Origin of the sequence: Sediminibacillus dalangtanensis (assembly GCF_017792025.1) — a bacterium.
Lineage (GTDB): Bacteria > Bacillota > Bacilli > Bacillales > Amphibacillaceae > Sediminibacillus > Sediminibacillus dalangtanensis.
On the sequence record NZ_CP046956.1, the window covers coordinates 2,795,000 to 2,813,440 of the forward strand.

The 18,441-nt window shown below is 40.5% G+C and carries 16 protein-coding genes; 4 read left to right on the top strand and 12 right to left on the bottom strand.

All coding sequences use genetic code 11. The features are described 5' to 3' along the window. The first annotated feature begins 302 nt into the window (after positions 1-302). Positions 303-1,376, top strand: a complete 1,074-nt coding sequence (locus ERJ70_RS14050) for a hypothetical protein (RefSeq protein ID WP_209365446.1) — start codon at positions 303-305, stop codon at positions 1,374-1,376. A gap of 761 nt (positions 1,377-2,137) precedes the next feature. Here the strand turns inward: ERJ70_RS14050 and ERJ70_RS14055 are convergent. The 3 genes from ERJ70_RS14055 to ERJ70_RS14065 form a co-directional block, all read right to left on the bottom strand. After that, on the bottom strand, positions 2,138-2,704 hold the full coding sequence (locus ERJ70_RS14055; RefSeq protein WP_209365447.1) for a dihydrofolate reductase family protein: 567 nt from the start codon (positions 2,702-2,704) through the stop codon (positions 2,138-2,140). 86 nt (positions 2,705-2,790) lie between these two features. Beyond that, on the bottom strand, positions 2,791-3,309 hold the full coding sequence (locus tag ERJ70_RS14060; protein ID WP_209365448.1) for an SRPBCC family protein: 519 nt from the start codon (positions 3,307-3,309) through the stop codon (positions 2,791-2,793). Positions 3,310-3,464: 155 nt separating this feature from the next. After that, positions 3,465-3,794, bottom strand: a complete 330-nt coding sequence (locus ERJ70_RS14065; RefSeq protein WP_209365449.1) for an ArsR/SmtB family transcription factor — start codon at positions 3,792-3,794, stop codon at positions 3,465-3,467. A gap of 1,057 nt (positions 3,795-4,851) precedes the next feature. On the opposite strand from ERJ70_RS14065, the gene ERJ70_RS14070 reads away from it, so the two are divergent. Continuing rightward, positions 4,852-5,229, top strand: coding sequence for a hypothetical protein (locus tag ERJ70_RS14070; protein WP_209365450.1), 378 nt, complete (start codon positions 4,852-4,854; stop codon positions 5,227-5,229). Positions 5,230-5,268: 39 nt separating this feature from the next. On the opposite strand, the gene ERJ70_RS14075 is transcribed toward ERJ70_RS14070, so the two are convergent. Beyond that, entirely contained in the window at positions 5,269-6,279 is a 1,011-nt protein-coding gene (locus ERJ70_RS14075) for an IS1595 family transposase (RefSeq protein WP_209365451.1), read from the bottom strand. Positions 6,280-6,439: 160 nt separating this feature from the next. Here ERJ70_RS14075 and ERJ70_RS14080 point away from each other — a divergent pair, with 160 nt between their 5' ends. Further along, the gene (locus ERJ70_RS14080) at positions 6,440-7,054 is read left to right on the top strand and encodes an ArsR/SmtB family transcription factor (RefSeq protein WP_209365452.1); all 615 of its coding nucleotides are present in this window, start codon (positions 6,440-6,442) and stop codon (positions 7,052-7,054) included. Then, complete coding sequence (locus ERJ70_RS14085; protein WP_209365453.1) at positions 7,047-8,297, top strand: MFS transporter; 1,251 nt, start codon at positions 7,047-7,049, stop codon at positions 8,295-8,297. The genes ERJ70_RS14080 and ERJ70_RS14085 overlap by 8 nt, the downstream gene beginning before the upstream one ends. Positions 8,298-8,745: 448 nt before the next feature. Here the strand turns inward: ERJ70_RS14085 and ERJ70_RS14090 are convergent, their stop codons facing one another. From ERJ70_RS14090 to ERJ70_RS14125, 8 genes are all read right to left on the bottom strand, one after another. Further along, the gene (locus ERJ70_RS14090; RefSeq protein ID WP_209365454.1) at positions 8,746-9,666 is read right to left on the bottom strand and encodes a hypothetical protein; all 921 of its coding nucleotides are present in this window, start codon (positions 9,664-9,666) and stop codon (positions 8,746-8,748) included. Beyond that, positions 9,626-10,156, bottom strand: a complete 531-nt coding sequence (locus ERJ70_RS14095; RefSeq protein ID WP_209365455.1) for an RNA polymerase sigma factor — start codon at positions 10,154-10,156, stop codon at positions 9,626-9,628. Before ERJ70_RS14095 ends, ERJ70_RS14090 begins: the two co-directional genes overlap by 41 nt. A gap of 810 nt (positions 10,157-10,966) precedes the next feature. Further along, positions 10,967-12,193: a homoserine dehydrogenase gene (locus ERJ70_RS14100; protein WP_209365456.1), complete on the bottom strand. Its 1,227-nt coding sequence runs from the start codon at positions 12,191-12,193 to the stop codon at positions 10,967-10,969. A 28-nt stretch (positions 12,194-12,221) separates the two neighbouring features. Further along, entirely contained in the window at positions 12,222-13,904 is a 1,683-nt protein-coding gene (gene acsA / locus ERJ70_RS14105) for an acetate--CoA ligase (protein ID WP_209365457.1), read from the bottom strand. 29 nt (positions 13,905-13,933) lie between these two features. After that, positions 13,934-14,668: an ABC transporter ATP-binding protein gene (locus ERJ70_RS14110; RefSeq protein WP_209365458.1), complete on the bottom strand. Its 735-nt coding sequence runs from the start codon at positions 14,666-14,668 to the stop codon at positions 13,934-13,936. A gap of 12 nt (positions 14,669-14,680) precedes the next feature. After that, on the bottom strand, positions 14,681-15,526 hold the full coding sequence (locus tag ERJ70_RS14115) for an ABC transporter permease (protein WP_209365459.1): 846 nt from the start codon (positions 15,524-15,526) through the stop codon (positions 14,681-14,683). Positions 15,527-15,550: 24 nt separating this feature from the next. After that, positions 15,551-16,555, bottom strand: a complete 1,005-nt coding sequence (locus ERJ70_RS14120; RefSeq protein WP_209365460.1) for an aliphatic sulfonate ABC transporter substrate-binding protein — start codon at positions 16,553-16,555, stop codon at positions 15,551-15,553. 29 nt (positions 16,556-16,584) lie between these two features. Then, positions 16,585-18,369, bottom strand: a complete 1,785-nt coding sequence (locus ERJ70_RS14125) for a PLP-dependent aspartate aminotransferase family protein (RefSeq protein ID WP_209365461.1) — start codon at positions 18,367-18,369, stop codon at positions 16,585-16,587. Positions 18,370-18,441: the final 72 nt, after the last annotated feature.

Genomic DNA, 18,441 nt, shown 5'->3' on the forward strand with positions numbered 1-18,441 from the left:
AAATTTGGGCCTTTATTGCTGTTCGACCTTTCTGCAAATTTTATTTATGGTGTTTCAAAAACTGCACCATGGATTCATGATCCTGAAATGATTAAAGTTATCAGAATAAGTATCATTTTAAGCATTGCCTATGTCAATCACGCATTGACACTTTCAAAAGCGAATTAATACGTGCACAAAAGGTGAAGTAACTCAATGACTCTAGTCCGGTAAACTAGGAAGTTATTGCTGAATGCGAGCACTTGAAACTAAATTGGACAATAAAAATTACTAATTATGACCGATGCAAGGAGAGAAAAGCTTTGAGTATAAAAAAGATATATATACGATTAATTCAATGGTTCCCTTTTCTATTATTTATTCTTTTAATCTCAGCAGAAACATTAGTCCCATTCGCAGTAATATATGCAGTTTCCGCATTTATTCTAGCAGGACAAATGTGGCTATCACCAAATAAGACTTATACAAAGATCATTTTCTCAGTAATTTATCTAGTAATAATGATTGCACAACAGGTCTTTATTACATCATTTGTTTTTTCAGGTAATGAATTTTGGGGCCAATTTATGTTGAAGAAGTTTGTTGCCATTTTCTTTATTTTTGCGCCTTATTTTGTATCGTATCTAAATTATTTGTATACACTTCAACATCAATTATCTTTAAAGGACGCATCATCTATAAGTTTTGAAATGATCAAAAAGATTCATGAAAGAGGAATCGTATTTAAAACTAACGTTAGAAAAGGGACTAGTTCATTATCTAAAGAAAATTTGAATGAGATTGTAAAGGATATTCCAAGACATAGTTACACTAATTATTTAAACAAAAACACCTTAACTAATCAGTATTTTGAGGAATGTGAAAAAAGCCTGGATGACAAGCATCTGTACATTATTATTTCTAGTACTGGAAGTCCTGCAAGTGAACTGATTTCATTGTTTACTAATAAAGCATATAATCATGTGTCATTGAGTTTTGATAGAGAGTTAAAAACAATTATAAGTTATAACGGTGGAGAAAATGTGGCTCCTCCAGGATTAAATCGTGAACAGCTGGTGTTCTTTAACAAAAAAGATGACGCGTCGATAATGGTTTATAAAATACCAACACCAAGGGAAAAAAAGCAGGCAGTTATCGATAAAATTAGAGAGATTAACGAAGTAGGCAGTGCCTACAATCTTATTGGACTTGTAACGAAATTTTCGGTTAGACCTAATATTATGTTTTGTTCTCAATTTGTCTATGAAATCTTAAAGTTTGCAGAAATCGAATATTTTCACAATACCTCAACCAAAATAAAACCAACAGACTTTGTAGAAAATGATTATTATAGAAAACTCCAGTTCTGTTATGAAATTAAATTTAATGCATTATAAAAAGCCAAAGTTTAGAAAACAGTGATTACCATTCATTGGATTACATTAAGAATTGAAGTACGGACTTTATTATTTATACAGTTCCGGTTTTAGCTCTAAAAATGTAAATGGTGCATAAAGGTGATGAACAATTTTGAATACACCGAAAAATGGGATAGATAAAATATTGTAAGCGGGTAAAAAGAATCTGGAAAAACTTGTTTTATCAATCAACTGAATGGCAGTAAAATGAAAAAATAACCGTTAGGAACAAGTAATTCAAACAGAAAGAACTTAAAAAGATTTATTTTGCTTGTTCAGTAAACTGGCCGATTGCAGTACAATGTTCAATCTGGACTCTTAAACTAACTTGTATCTTTAGTTTAAGTGCACACCTTCTCAATATCATAAATTTTCATACTAAAGTTCTACCAAAAGATAATGAATTATTGTTCTTAATTTCCATAATTATAAAAAAATGTTGTGCAGCTTAAGTCAACTTAGAAAAAAAGATCACTTAAAAAGTGATCGGGTTAAACTACATATTTAGTGACTAATATTATTGTACTATGCAGCAAATCGCCTTATAATATTAGTTGTTCTTGTTCAACATAAACACCCTATAGTTGAAGAAGCCTTCTCTTCATATTCCAATCTTCTTTATTAATGGTCGATCGTCATATTGTCATCACTACAGTGATATTAAAATTAAGTAGCACTTTTGATTGAACAAAAAGATGTGGAAGCTTTCTTTACTACTAATAATAACCCGAATAAATCTGTTAAACAGACTTATAAATTAACACGACTATGCCGGATTTAAACGTGTGCGTCTCTACAAGACTCAAATTTTTCGCATGTGAATTCTCTTTAAATAGACGTTTCCCACCACCTACAACAACTGGATGAATCATGAGTCTGTATTCATCAATGAGGTCATACTGCATCAGGGAATTAACTAATTGACCACTGCCATGAACTGTAATATCTTGACCAGGCTCCTGCTTTAACTTAGATATTTCTTCTGCTAAATTACCTTTAATCAGCCTCGAATTATTCCATTCTACTTCCTCCAGTGTTGTTGAAACAACATACTTTGGAACATTGTTCATTCTTTCAGCAAATCCTGTATCATCTGTCATCGCTGGCCATGCAGCCGCAAATCCTTGATAGGTTACACGTCCCAGTAAGAGTGCGTCACTTGCAAATAGTTCATCATGCTTAAACTCCTCCGCTTCCTTACTCCAGAACTGGGCACTCCATCCACCGTACTCAGATTCATCACCACCACCTGGATCTTCCATGACACCATCAAGTGTAAGAAATTCTGTTACAATAATTTTTCTCATGTTCATTCTCCTCATATATTTTTTTTAATACCTGAAACCTGAGATGCATTACATTTGGTAATTCGATTACTCTTGTGGATTTCAGCTCATCTTTGCTTACTTCTTTGGATGGTTTGGAGATGTTTTTCGAGACAATTCCACATTTCTGTAAATCCTTGAACAACGCCCATGTCAATAATAGATTCCAACTGTTTTTCAGAAGCGAAACGCGTACGGTTAACGATCTTCGTCTTCCCTTTATATTCGATAAAGGTCAATGTAACCAGCATTTCCGGCATACTTTCAACCGTATTTCCTTCTTCATTAGAGAAAACATCTGTATAGACAATTCGCTCAGGCACATCAATTTCATGATATAATGCCTTTCCCCACGATTCTTGTCCGTCAGAGGAACGCATGCAGAAATGCCAGACACCTCCTGGTTGAATATCTGTCTTATAATTTGTCGTCGTCCACCCTTCCGGTCCCCACCAATTTTCTAAATGGTCCGGATCTGTAAAGACTTTAAACACAAGTTCTCTCGGTGCATCAAAGATACGTTCAATCACAAGTTCCCGTCCTTCCACTCGCGAAGTCGTTTCATGGATACGTTTATGATCGTTCATGATTAATCCTCCTTTCTTTCATTAGACTGCCAGTTCCAGTTTCAACCGATTGTTAATTGTTCCTTTTCAGACGATCATCCGTTTGACCTGCACCTTCAATCAGACAATACCGTCTTATAAATGGTATTCATATCGAAGGTTCCATTTCGCTATCATTAATCATTTTCACCATTCTTTTTTTGCAAATCGCTGAAATAAGTGTCCAAGCGTTCGAATCGGTCTTCCCAAATATTTCGATATGAAACCAGCCACTCCTCCAATGCGTAAAATGGTTCAGGACGCAGTTTATAAATACGTCGATTAGCTTCTGCTTGTACTTCCACAATTTTCGCTTCATTGAGAACTCGAAGATGTTTAGATGCCTGAGGTTGACGAATTTGTAGATGGTCGGAAATTTCCCCAACTGTTCGGGGGCCTTCCTTCAAATATTCTACAATTCGAAATCGATTGGGCTCTGCAAGTGTATTTAATAAAGTTTGATTCACGAATTGTTCCACCACCTAACCAAGATTACTAATACGTTCCTCCCTTCTCAACTTCTCTCATTTTATAGTATACCTCTATAAGAATATTCTTGTAAAGGAATATTACAGATTTAACTATAGAATAAAGTTTGATCATCCATACCTTTTAAAAGTTTTATCCTATTGAAAATTCTCAATTTCACGAATACAACCTATAAAACAGTCTCGAGTATAGCTTGAACCAATAAATCTGCTTGTACAATAGAGTTCGTCTCATTTAAAACAATTATTGTTAGGTGGTTTATAATAAAGTTCGATCAAAAAGATCTCCCAAACCCGTACTTTATTGTAAACGAAAAAATCCATTTTCGTATGTTTCTCCACCGAAAACGGAACTCTAAATGGTAATCAAGTACCTTTTTTATTAGACCAATAACAACTTCTACAGCTCGCTGATGCTATAATATGTTAATTAACATTGTCATTATCAACTCTTAATTCATTCTTTTCCTCGTCGATTAACCCTTTTTCCCCTCAGTAAACTCGCCTGATTACTGAAGCTTAATTTTTATTTCACAGTATTTTTGTCCTGCGCAGCAATAAATCCTGTTATTAATGAGCAGTAAGAGTCTTATACGACGAAACAATCACCCTAAAAGAGTGTTTTTCTCTAACGAAAACTATTCAGTTACCAGTAACGTTGTACTGTGCAATAAGTAGTTCTGTTGTTTTCCGTCTTACTAATTCAAGATTAGCGCCCGCTTGCGGAGGATTGTTATAACAGGCTAATAAAAAGTAGGTCTCCTAAACTTAAGTTTCCACTTCACAAATTAAATTGTCTTTTCACGATCATTATCCAGAAAGATAAATGGGATAAATTTCTTCTTTATGTAAAATAACTTTGTCTTGTCAAAATCAATGGCTGTTTTCTAAAAGATTGTTGTTTTTAGAACAATATTTGTATAAGTTAAATTTTCTGATAAAATTAAAGTAAGTTTGAAACTTTAGGATATCTATTTCGCATGAATATATTAAGGGAGATTTTACTATTCTAAAAAAGATATTGGGTGTTTCAGCAGTGATTGTAGGAATGATAATTTTACTTTACTTAATGGTTGGTAATTACTATGACCTTCAAATAGCGTCACAAAGGGCATCAGAAGATACAAAAACCCTACTTATAGCAATGTCTTTGTGGGCGTTCCTATTTGGTGTATTGATGGAATGGAAAGGTTTAAGGAGCCTTTTAAAAGGGCAGTTTAACTTTAACTGGAAACTTCTTATTCCAACAGTAATCTTGTCTGTCCTTGTGTTTATACCAAATATCTATTGGGTGAAGTGGTATGGAGTATCACAGGACATTTACCCCAACATCTTCTTATTACCTGAAACGCATATGATTTTATCGGTTTTAGCAGGAACGATATTGGTTCGTTCATTTACAGACAAAAAGTAAGTATTTTTATCGACTGACCTCTTTATCGGAGGTCTTTTCTTATGCACTTTTTAACATTTCAACTGTAGTATGATTAGATTTTTGACACGCTGAAATAAGCATTTGTTCTACTCGTTTATCAAATGCTAAATCCTTCCCTAATTCGAGCCAACGGAACCAATAGAGATAGTTGTCCAAATAATATGTTCCAACCCCTTGAAATCGTTCCAACCACCCTTTCAAGCGATTGTGAAAGTTATTAACGTGTTGGATATGATATATCCCTTTCTTAACACGTTGTTTCTGGCGTTCATTGACTGTTTCGTGTATGAGTCCCTTCAGTTTGGCAAACTTCTTATAGTTTGTGGATGTATCTGTGCATAACAAAGCAGATGGGTGAATATATTCACCTATCACAGTGTCAATTTCTTCGGCTTTAACACGCCCTGTTCCTGCTTTTCGAGCAATCATATTGCCGTTCCTATCTTGTGCTACTACAACAGCAATTTTAAGGTTAGAAATACCCCTTTTCTTGTCTTTTTCTCCACGTTTCTTGGCTTTTCTGTGAGTGATTTCTCTTCGACCTTTTAATGACTCACGAAAGAAGGTTTCGTCACTTTCAATGATACCTTGCAATTGATTGAACCCAAGACTTCCTAATGCGTTCAAGATTTTATGTCTCCAATAAAATGCAGTGGAAATGTGTATTTGAAGTTTTTCAGCGATTTTAGGCAGAGTAAATCCATCTACCATTAGTTCAATGTATTTCACCCATTTTCCAGGGTATCGTGAACCTGCAAATGGAGTATTCGTCATATCATTGAATGTCCTATTGCAATCCTTACATAAATAGCGTTGGCGAGTACGATATTTACCATTACGCTTAACAGACATACTTCCACAATGAACACAAGCCATACCCGTAGAAAATCGTGCTTCCCGAATGGTCTTTAGTAGTTTTGTGATTTTGTCAGGCTCTTCTGGAAACAAATCCTGTTTCATAGCATCAAATAAAGCCATTTGCTCTGATTTCGTTAATTCGCTGAATTCTTCATATACATCCTTCCACATACTTGAACGCCTCCTTAGACTGCATTATATCAACCTTTATACAGTATTGGTCAAGAAAGCAACAATCTATGCGAAAATAGCAAAATCAATTGACAAAAATACAAATTATGGTTATATTCATGTCAAATAAAATTGACAAGTCAAAAAAGGTGGACTTAATGTGAAGCAGAGCGTACTTATTCTTACACAACTGGAACAATTGAAAGCGCTGAGTGATCCATTACGTGTGAAAATACTACATTTATTAATTGAAAACTCTTATTCCGGACAACAATTATCTCAGTTATTGGATGTGCCCAGGCAAAAAATTCATTATCATTTAAAAGACCTTGAAAAGAACAATTTAATCTATTTAGTTAGTGAGTCAAAGAAACGAAATATGACTGAAAAACTCTATAGAGCAGTGGCAAGAAGTTTTATCCCAGCAAAAGATTTACTGCCTTATCAAACCATTCAGGGTGAAAGCGGAAAGATTATGACGCTTACTGCAATAGACCGGACAAAAGAACGTGCCTTGGAGGCTCCAGATGACGCTTTTATTACTGATTCTGAAGATCCTAAAGAGTGGGACAAGGTAGCCAGTCAATTAGAAGTACAAACAACCGAAGAAAAGTTTAGACATTGGGTTACAAAGTATCAAGCATTATTAGAAGAATTACAGGAAATGACAGACAAAGGAGAAAACAGTAAATGGTACTATGTATCCACCTTTGGTTTTCAAATGAAGGCTCCTTTTTTCAAGGCTAACGAAGACGAGGAAGATGAGCATGGTTAAATGGCAAACGAAGGCATTTCAACAGTTTTCTGTACTAGTATGGTCTATGCTGTTGTCAAACGTTGTATTTAATATTACACGTTTTATGGCAATGCCTTTTATAGCCATCTATTTCAGTGAAAAATTGAATCTTAATCCTTCAGAGGTCGGGATATTGATTGGAATTTCCCCGCTAAGCTCATTGATTTTCAGCATTCTTGGAGGGAGATTGGGAGATAAATTCGGGGTCCATCGTATGTACCCGTTTGCTTTGATTGTACCCGCAGTTAGTCTTGTTGGTTACATAATTGTACCAAACTATTATGCCATAGCAGTTTTTTCCGTATTCGCAGGAGTAGGATGGGCAATTTATAACTCGACCAGTAATGCTATTCTTGCTATACATGCACCCGAATCTCATACAGAAAAGATATTCAGCTATAATTACTGGGGAATTAACCTTGGTGGTGCTTTGGGACCACTTATCGGTGTGGCCGTTATTGCAGGCGGAAATTATGAGATACCAATAGGACTGTTTGCTTTTGTACTGCTATTAATTGCCGGAACAATGTTACTTTTGTTCAGAAAAACGGGAGCTATCTTACAAGATCATAATAACACCGAAGAGAAAAAAGATACTGATGCTAAAGGCTCTGTTTTCAAACTATTATTTAAGGACCGAACATTAATATTAATGACCATAAGTTCATTTTTAATCTATTTTATTGAAGCTCAGGATGATTCCAATTTCGCTCAATTTTTAAATGGTTCTTTTGAGAATGGGATACAGATATTTGGAACACTAGTCTCCATGATGACAGGGATCATTGTGATAGTTCAGCCAATCATAGCTCAGTATATTGATCGTATGAACAATAATGTAGCGTTTATATTCGGAAATGGTTTATACTTCGTTGGATTTTTATCTTTGTTTTTTCTATATAACCAAACATGGTCATGGTATTTCGCATTTGCGCTTATTACGCTTGGAGAAATTATTGTAGCACCAAAAAAGCAGGCCATCATGGCCAAAAGTGCTCCACGTCATTTAAAAGCAACTTATTTCTCCATCATCTATGCTGGCGGAAATCTTGCAAATGCCATTGGGCCTTGGATCGGAGGATTACTATTAACGCATGTAGGCGTTAATTATCTCCTCCTTCTATTAATGGTTGTAACTGCCTTTCAGTGTTATATATTAATAAATGCTAACCAATCCTATGAACGACTTTCTAAACCCAAACAAACTATTAACGAAGCCTGATCAAATCATGGTTCGGTTAACTTTAGTATGTTTTCGGGAGAAATAAGCACTTTCAATCCTCTGTTATTTTAACAAAAAGTTATTCCATAACTGACACGTTTATTGATAACCCACCTGATAAAAAACTTTTTAATTCCAAGTACATTATTGCACATATAAAGTTATTTTTTGGGCAGTACAATGTCAACTACGAGGAGACGATTACTTGATAAACATTATCGTCTCCTTGATTAGTCAACAGTATATTTGTACTGTGCTGCAAATGGCATTCTTCTTTAACATTAGCTACCCGTTAGTTTAAATAAACTTCTTAACAAACTTAGATTTTATTACAGGAATGCTGCACGGTTAATTGAATATAGAAAGCGACTGCTTTTTTAGCGATCCCCTCAGTTAGATTAGTTTGACGGTTCCTAATATTAGAATAGCCCCATTTGGAAAAGTCAAATTAATCTTCTACCATAGACAGCAATACTTTTTCCATTTCTTCTTTTGACAATGATTCTGCAAACAATACAATTTTGTAACCTTTTTCTGGTACAGTAACCCTCATACCGTACTTCATACCAACACTTTTATCTTTTGTGGAAATATAATCAAACTGAAATCCATTTAGTCTATAGGTTGTGTCTTTTTTGAAAAGACCAGTCTCCTGCATATCCGCAAGGAAATCTTTTTGATTTATATTCACCTGTTTTGTCCAAAACACAAACTCTCCATTGCTAAAATCTAATGAAACAGCTGGTTCACTATTTGAGTTTTGCATCGGATAGCTTTCCCCATTTTTTGTATATCCTTCTGGCAAATATTTTGGTTTAGTAAAAGGGAAGCTTGCCATTTGTTTAGCCTCGGTTGTTTGAAATTTGTTTTCGTAAGTTTCCATTGATTCTTGAATTTGATCTAATTTCAGTTCTTCTTCAGCATTAGGATTTTCTCTATTTTCTTTTTGTATCCTATTAAGTATCTCGGTCTGCTCCTTATATAATTGGGTATAATCGTTGAACTCTTTTTCTGTTAAATTTTCTTTTGCTATTTCTAAGTGTCTGTCAAAAAAATCTAATTCTCCTTGACTCTCCTCTGGATAAGCTTGCATTAAATTTTCTTTTGAACCAAATAATTGGTTGATTAACGTTTCAGCAGCGTTCGTAATGTGAGTACCACCGAACGTAAACGCTGAACCAATTATCATTACTGAAGCAGCTGCAGCAAGTATCCACTTCGGGTAACTTTTTCTTCTTCTATTTACTATATTAGTTTGTTGTATATAACTATTTTTCTCTAATTTTTCAAATGTATTTTTTTTAAACTCTTCAATATCTACCTGATGTTCAAAGTACGTTTTTGCTGACCTTAATTCTTTTTCCTTCATATTTATCCTCCTCAATTTGCCTGCTTAATAATTCACGACCACGGGCAAGTCTAGATTTAACCGTTCCAATACTTAAATTTAAAATGTTCGATATTTGCTTAATTGAAAGCTCTTCAAAATAGAAGAGTGTAATAGTCATACTATAATGTTTTGGAAGATTAAGGACGGCGTTATGTACTTCTTCTTCTTGAACACTTCGGAGATATGATTCTTCACTGCTTTCTTGTTTCTTTTCAGGTAAAAAGTCAGATATGATTTCACGCCAAGATTTTCTAAACGAACTTTTACATTCATTAATCACAATTCTCGCAAGCCAAGGAAAGGGATCTCCTTTATTCTCTAATTGGTCCATTGAATGATATGCTTTAATTAATGCATCTTGTACGTTATCTTCTGCTTTCAGCCAATCCTTGACATAAGAATAAGCAACCCTAACAAGACGTTGCGTATACTTATCAATCCATTCTTCTAAAACTTCCTTCTTATTCAAGAATTTGCCCCCTTTCATTTTTATATTTTGTTATTTCAAAAGTAAGATGTATTTACATTAAAAAAGGTTCCATTTTTTTATATAAAAAAGACTGCCATTATTTTCGCAGCCTTCTCTAATATGGAAGAACCCTGTTAACTTAACAAGGGATTATTAATTTTAAGGTAAATATTCTAACAAAAATTTTCTAGCATCCTCATTTTTCAAATACACTTCATAAAATTTGAGGAAATTTTAGATGTTTTATTATTTTTTCTTCACTTAAAATTTCCGTTAGTTTAAGTGAATAATTTCACAATTTCATATATCTTCTTATTTAAATCATACCAGAAGAAAAAGCATTATTGATCCTATTTCCTGCTATTATGGAAATAATTCCCTTCGCAATATGAGTCTACTACGTAATAAGGGAGATCCTTCAACTACTTGGCACTAGTAAAAGCGGCGGTTTGTTGGTTAAGAAACATTCCAACTATTATTAAGTAAATATATAATCCCTGACTTTTTATCTAGTTTTGGTTACAAGTAAATGGGATACTAAGAACTCAATAAAATTCAAACGCTAAAATAAGCCCCAACAGAGTGTTCTATCGGGGCTTTTTACGTTTCAAACATAGATAATATCGGAAAGGATCATTCTGATTTAGACGGGGACGAGCGCCTGTTTTCATTCACCCTTCTTATAGATCAATGCCAAAAAAAATAGTGGATAATATCAATCATATTATCCACTACCTAACAGCTTTTTCATTATCCTATACTTTCTTTAGCCTGGTAAAGTCACTGTTATAATCGCCAATAAACAACCATTCACGTCAAAACCGGAACAGTATCCTGTATCTCCCGACCAGCCCCTGCCAATCTAAAGTAATTGCTGATTCTACCGGCCTGCAGCAAGTTCTCCAGCTCTTCTGCAGTAGCGGAAACAAGGTAAGTGTTGCTGTTAGCTTGCTTGCCACTCCAACGCTGTTTAACAGCAGCAGTTTTCGGTATGGACGGAGCCATGATCAGCCAATCCTGCAAACGACTGGGATCTTCCGCAGAAAATGTCGTATCCATTATTGCTTTTCTGTTGTCTGTCTCCTTATACAACTGGACGAAATCTTCTACGATTGCACTAGCAGTAGGAAGTGCTCCGGCCCCCGGTCCCTGTAGTTTTAAGTTGCCTGCAAGATCACCGTCGATGGAAACAGCATTATCCACTCCCGCTACCTCATACAGTGGATGTCCTTGCGACACCGCCATCGGCTCGACACGAAGCCGTGCTTTCCCTTCATGGACCTGAAGACTGGCAATATGCTTGATTTTCCAACCGGCCGTTTCGACAGCCTGGATGTCGGCAAGCGTGATGCTGCGTATTCCACGCCGTGTCACCTGCGTCCAGTCAGGCTGATTTCCAAGCAATAAATCGCTCAAAATCATCAGCTTATAAAAGGCATCCCATCCATCAACGTCATTCCCGGGGTCTGCTTCAGCATATCCTAGCTCTTGGGCGGCGTGTAATGCTTCTTGAAAGCTGACCTTGTTGTCTGCAATTTCGGTCAGGATGTAATTGGATGTCCCATTCAAAATGGCTTCTACGTTGGAAATATGATTTACTTGCAACAGCTGCTGCAGGGTCCCTATTATCGGGACGCCCCCTGCAACCGCTGCTTCATATTTCAACTGTGCGTGCCCCTTATCGGCGGTTTCCCGCAATGATTTCCCTTCATGAGCAAGGAGCTCTTTATTGGCGGTCACCACATGGATTCCTTTTTCCAAGACGCTCTGCAAATAACCGGCTCCAGGTTCTATGCCGTTTATTGCTTCGATGATCACGTCGATTTCGCAGACATTGATCAGCTCTTCGAAGGAAGAGGTTACCAAAATACCATCGGCGATATCACGTTGTTTTGTTTCGTCCTGAATCAAGACGCCGACAATTTCCACTTTTCTTCCTATTAATCTTTCGAGCTTGCTTTGTCGTGATTGGAGGGTTTGGTAAACACTGCTGCCTACTGTCCCAAAGCCGAGCAAAGCCACTTTGATCGTCTTCATACTTTTCCTCCTGTTCCTTCAAGCTGAGTTAAGAGGTTGCACTAAGCTTGTCGAGCTCCCGCTGCTTTAGTTCCCTGCGCAAAATTTTTCCGCTTATCTTTGTTTTCGGCAGTTCTGCAACTACTTCTATTTCCCGTGGAGCGGCATGTGCTGCTAAGTTTGTTTTAACAAATACGCGCAGTTCCTCAAGCAATTCAGGCGTTTCAACGTAACCGGAACGCAAGGTGATAAATGCTTTTACCAGTTCGCCACGCAGGGGATCCGGCTTACCGATCACTCCCGCTTCTGCAACGGCAGGATGTTCGATCAACTTGCTTTCCACTTCGAACGGCCCGATCCGCTCTCCGGCTGAATTGATCATGTCATCGCTTCTACCCTGGAAAAAGATATAGCCATCTTCATCCTGTATCGCCAGATCGCCGGAGACATACCAGCCTTCATATAGAAAATAAGAAGCAAATTTACTCTGGTTTCCCCAAATCTCTTTCATTAATCCTGGCCACGGCGTTTTAACTGCAAGCTGGCCAATCGAGCCTGGAGGAAGCTCTTTCCCGCTTTCGTCCAATATACCGACCGTAATTCCAGGGAACGGGCGCCCCATCGATCCTGGCTTTATCGGTTCTGATGGAAGATTGACGATCAAATGGCCACCCGTTTCGGTCATCCACCAGGTATCATGAATCCGCAGTGATAAGTTATCCCAGGCCCAGTTGATAACTTCGGGATTCAATGGTTCCCCTACGCTTAAAATATGCCGCAGCGACTTCAGGTTATATTGTTTATATAACTCTCCTTGTGCCATCAGCATACGGAAAGCGGTAGGTGCACTGTACCAAATCGTGACACCGAAGTCTGCGATGATTTGATACCAGTTTTCCGCCCGAAAACGACCCGACTGGATGACAACAGCCGCCCGGTTCAGCCATGGAGCGAACAAACCATACACACTGCCTGTAACCCAGCCGGGATGGGAGGTACACCAATATACATCGTCCTCCTGAATATCCAGTACCCAGTGTCCGGATTGAAAGTGATGGACGACAGCCCTGTGTGCGTGCAACACACCTTTTGGCTTTCCTGTCGATCCGCTTGTGTAATGAATCAACATGCCGTCCTCGGGATCGACCCATTCAACCAGCTCTTCTCCCGTCACAGCAGTCGGTTTGGCTGCTTCGATTTGATCAACCAGCAATACGGTCTGTAAGCTGGGGATTTCTGATTGCGGTACACGATGGACAAGTTCATTATCCGTAATCAAAAAAGTTCCACTGCAATCATTGATCCTGTCTTTTACGGCCTCTTCCATAAATGCTTCGAACAACGGACCGGCAATAGCCCCAATCTTAATAATGGCCAGAATGGAAAAATAACAAGCAGGGGTTTTCGGAAGGAAAACAAACACGCGATCTCCTTTGCTGACACCCTGTTCCTTCAATACCTGTGCATAATGATCTGTTTTTTCTTTTACCTCGGCGAACGTGAAGCTCTCGTTGGATGCTTCCTGGACAAAATACAAAGCAGTCTTTTTGCCATACCCTTCGGCAACGTGACGATCGATCGTTTCGTAAGCGGCATTCCATTTGCCGGTTTTGGAAAGACTTAGTTGTTCTGCGGCTTGCTCCCAGGAGAATTCCGCAGCCACACGGCGATAGTCTGTTAAGTTGTGTACACCTTTATCGGCTTTAAGTATTTTCCCATCATTTCCTGTCATGTTGTACCTCCTCTATGTATCCAGCTTGGTCAAGCTGTCTCGGTTGTTAAGTCCAAGCTGGCAAGTATTTCCGCTTTATAAGCAGCCTGCTCACTGCTTCCTCTTTCTCTCGGTCTCGGTTCGGAGATCGTGATCTCCCGTTCCACCTTGCCCGGCTGGCCACGCAGCACGATGATGCGGTCGCATAAATAAGCAGCTTCATCCACGTCATGGGTTACCAGCACCATTGTCGACTGATAATCCCTCCACACTTCAAGCAGCAAATCCTGCAGCTGCATTTTGGTAAACGCATCGAGGGCACTGAACGGTTCATCCAGCAGCAAAATTTCCGGTGAAGTGGCCAGTGCACGTGCAATCGCCACCCGCTGGGCCATCCCGCCTGAAAGTTGTTTCGGATACAATTTTTCACTGCCGGCAAGTCCGACACTTTCCAAGTAACGGCCTGCCTTCTTTTGTTTTTCCTCTCTGTTTCCCCCCAGACCGAAGGTGACATTGTCGAGTACATTCAACCAAGGCAGCAAACGAGGCTCCTGGAACATAAACCCAGCCGTCTTCTGTATGTCGTCCACTTTCTTATTATTGATTTCGATCACGCCGTCAAATTCGGTATCCAGTCCGGAGATGGCACGCAACAGGGTGCTTTTGCCGCAGCCGCTCGTTCCGAGAAGACCGATGATCTCACCAGGTTCCGCTCGGAAGGAAACATCCTCGACAGCTGCTTTTCCTGCAAACGTCCTTCCCACTCTTTCTAATTGAAGACTCACCGCTTTACCTCCTTACGATTTTGCAGCCCGATCTTGCCAATGCAAAGTCCGGGTCTCCAGTATTTTCAGTACCCAATCCGACAGCTTTCCGATTATTGCGAACAAGACAATACTCGCGATAATCGTTTCCGGAGCGAGCGTGTTCTGGCCGACGACCAGCAAGTATCCAAGACCCTGGCTCGCGCCCATCAGCTCTGCTGCCACGACAAACATCCACCCCAATCCGAGACCGCTACGAAGTCCGACCAAAAAAGAAGGCAAAGATGCCGGAAGAATGATCCTTCGTACCAGCTGAAATGTATTCAATCCATACATTTTCCCTACCTCGATTAACTTTCGATCGACGCCGCCGATGCCACTGACAATATTTAAATAGACTGGAAAAAAGACACCGACCGCAATCATGGCAATTTTCGATGGCTCGCCGATTCCCATCCATAAAATGAACAACGGGACCCAGGCAAGAGAAGGGATCGAACGAAATGCTTGGATAAGCGGATCGAATAGCGCTTCGGCATGTTTATAAAATCCGACCAACGAACCGAGCGCCACGGCTGCTGCCGTTCCTAGCAGAAAGCCCATCAACACCCGGTAGCTGGTGATGCCGACATGCCCCCAGAGCGTGCCATCTTCCGCCATCCCGACAATTGTCTCTAAAATAACGGACGGTGCAGGAAGCTGGTAGGCAGGAAAAACTTCCAAACGGCTTAACACTTCCCACACAACCACCAACAAAGCCGGAAAAATACTCCCCAATAACAAGGGATGGGTGAACGGATTCTTCGGTTTGATCGTCGATGGCTTGCTCTTGCTTCCCGATGTGAAGACACCGCTCACTTCACTTTGATTTTTGGCCATGTCTGGTCCTCCTCTCTGACTTTTTTATTCCGATATGGTTTCTTCCGCGAAAGATGGGTCGATCAGTTCGTCTGTCAATTCTTCAATATTGGCTTCCGGATCAATCGTCTCGCTTTCCTGTAGCACTTTTCCAGCCTCAATTAATGCGTCCCGATGTACTTTGCCGGGAACAGGCTCGGAAAAATCGTTACGTTCCAGTTGTTTGACTGCGACTTCCTCTTTGATTTCTGCTTCTTCAGCCAATAACTCGGCAGCTTCCTCCGGGTTCTCCTTGACCCATTTTCTTGCTTTTTCGTACACCTTAATCACACGGTCAACGTATTCCGGATGCTTTTCCGCAAACTCCTCGCGGACATTCAGGAAACCGTACGTATTAAAGTCAGGATTCCGATAAAAAAGCTTTGCATCCGATTCGAGTTCCAAACGGGCCATATGCGGGTCAAGCCCGGCCCATGCGTCCACCTGCCCGGATGTCAGGGCGGATGCGCCATCACCGTGCTGCAGATTGACGATTTCCACATCCTCTGCCGGAACACCTTCAGCTTCCAAAGCACGTAGCAGGAAAATGTAGGGATCGGTTCCCAGCGTGGCGGCAACCTTCTTTCCTTTCAAATCTTCGAGGCTGGTGATCCCGGAATCTTTCGCTGTGACCAATGCAGTCCATTCCGGTTTTGAATAAATGTACACATTCTTGATCGGCGCTCCGTTTGCTTTGGACATCAACGCTGCCGCTCCGGCAGTCGATCCAAAATCGACGCTGTCACTGTTCAAAAACTCCAGGGCTTTATTGCTCCCTTGGCTTAGTGCCCATTCTATGTCGATGCCCTCTTCTTCAAATTCTTCCTCTGCCCAGCCGAATTTTTTCAACACCAGGCTGGTCGGTGAATAGTACGCATAGTCAAGCCGTATCTTATCTGGCGCTCCTTCCGAACTTGCGCTCGATGAACAGCCGGCAGTAACGATAATAATCACCGCCAAAGCCGTCAGAGCTAAAAAACTTCTTATATCTATCAATGGGATGCGATTCATGGGTATCCTCCTCGTCGTTGGTATGATTTTTATATTTCACAGGCGTAAGTCGTAATCGTTCCACGTAAGCGCTGCGCTTCTTTGTACGTGCAGCGGTTATGGACCACCTGAAGCCCAGCATTTCTGGCAATTTCGGCCGCTTCATCCGAAACAACTCCTTCTTGCAGCCAGAAAATTTTCGGCCGGACTTCCGCTGCTTCGCGGGCGATTCCGATTGCGGCTTCCGGACTTCTGAATACCTGGACGATATCGATCGGTTCCGGAATGCTTTTCAAGTCTGGGTATGCCTTTTCTCCTAAAATTTCCGTTTCCCGTGGATTCACCGGTATGATTTTATAGCCAAGCCGCTGCATTTTCCTAGCCAGGCGATGGCTTGGTCTCGCCTCTTTGCCGCTCAGTCCAACAATCGCCAATGTTTTTTGACGCTGTGTTTCTTTCCCGTCGGTTTCGACCCGTTCTGTCGGGGACTGCAATGCCCAGCGGATTACTCCCTCATCGTTGATGACGATTTCTGGTCCGCTCTCCTTTTGTTGCCCCGTCGCTTTTGCCAATGCTGCATCCAAATCGTTGATCAAATCTCTCACCGACTCGATCCCCACCGACAGCCGGACGAGCTCCGCTTTGACTCCGGTCCGTTCCAATTCCTCCGGTGACAGCTGCTGGTGGGTCGTGGAGGCCGGATGGATGATCAACGATTTGGCATCTCCGACATTGGCTAGATGCGACCATAAAGCCACATTGTTGATTAACTTGCGGCCTGCTTCTTTCCCGCCCTTAATGCCAAAATTGACGATTGAACCGTACCCGTGCTGCAAGGTTTCACTTGCTTGCTGGTGGGACGGATGCTCCTCCAATCCTGGATAGGACACCCATTCCACTGCCGGATGGTCCTTTAAGTAACGGGCAAGCTCCACCGCATTCTGGTTATGCCGTTCAACGCGCAGATGCAAAGTTTCCAGGCCTTGCAGCAGCAAAAAAGCGTTGAAAGGACTCAGCGAAGCTCCGAAATCACGCAGCAGCTGCACCCTTACTTTGGTGCTGAACGCCAATGTTCCGAAATCCACGGCATAGCGGATGCCATTGTAGCTCGGATCCGGGTCCGTAAACTGGGGGTATTTTTCCGAATTCCAATCAAATCTTCCACCATCGACGATCACCCCGCCAATCGAAGTGCCATGCCCTCCAATCCATTTGGTTGCCGAGTGAACGACAATATCTGCTCCAAGTGTGATTGGCTTGCAAACATGTGGTGTAGCAAAGGTGTTGTCAATGATCAGCGGCACCCCATGTTCATGGGCGATTCCCGCAACTTTTTCGACATCGAGCACGTGCAGACTGGGATTGCCGATGATTTCTCCATACACTGCTTTGGTTTTATCGGTAATCGCCGCGCGGAAATTTTCAGGATCGGTCGGATCGACAAAGTTTACCTTGATGCCATAACGCGGCAGGGTGGTCGAGAACAAATTGTACGTACCGCCATATAAGTTGGTGGCAGCTACAATTTCATCCCCTGCACTGGCCAGGTTAAGAATCGATAATGTGATAGCTGCCATACCGGAAGATACACCGACTGCCGCCACGCCTTCCTCCAACAAAGCCAGCCGTTTTTCAAAAACATCTACAGTCGGATTTCCCAAACGGGAATAAATGTTTCCCGGTTCATCGAGAGCGAACAACCGCTCTGCATGTTCTGTATCGTGGAACACATAGGAAGTAGTTTGATAGATTGGGACAGCTCGCGACCCTGTTGTCGGATCCGGGGACTGACCGCCGTGAAGTGATAACGTTTCTAAATCATAAGTATTTGCCATGTTTCTATTCCTCCTGTTAATTAACTTTTTATCAGCCAAAACAAAAAGCCCTCTTCATAAGAAGAGGACTGA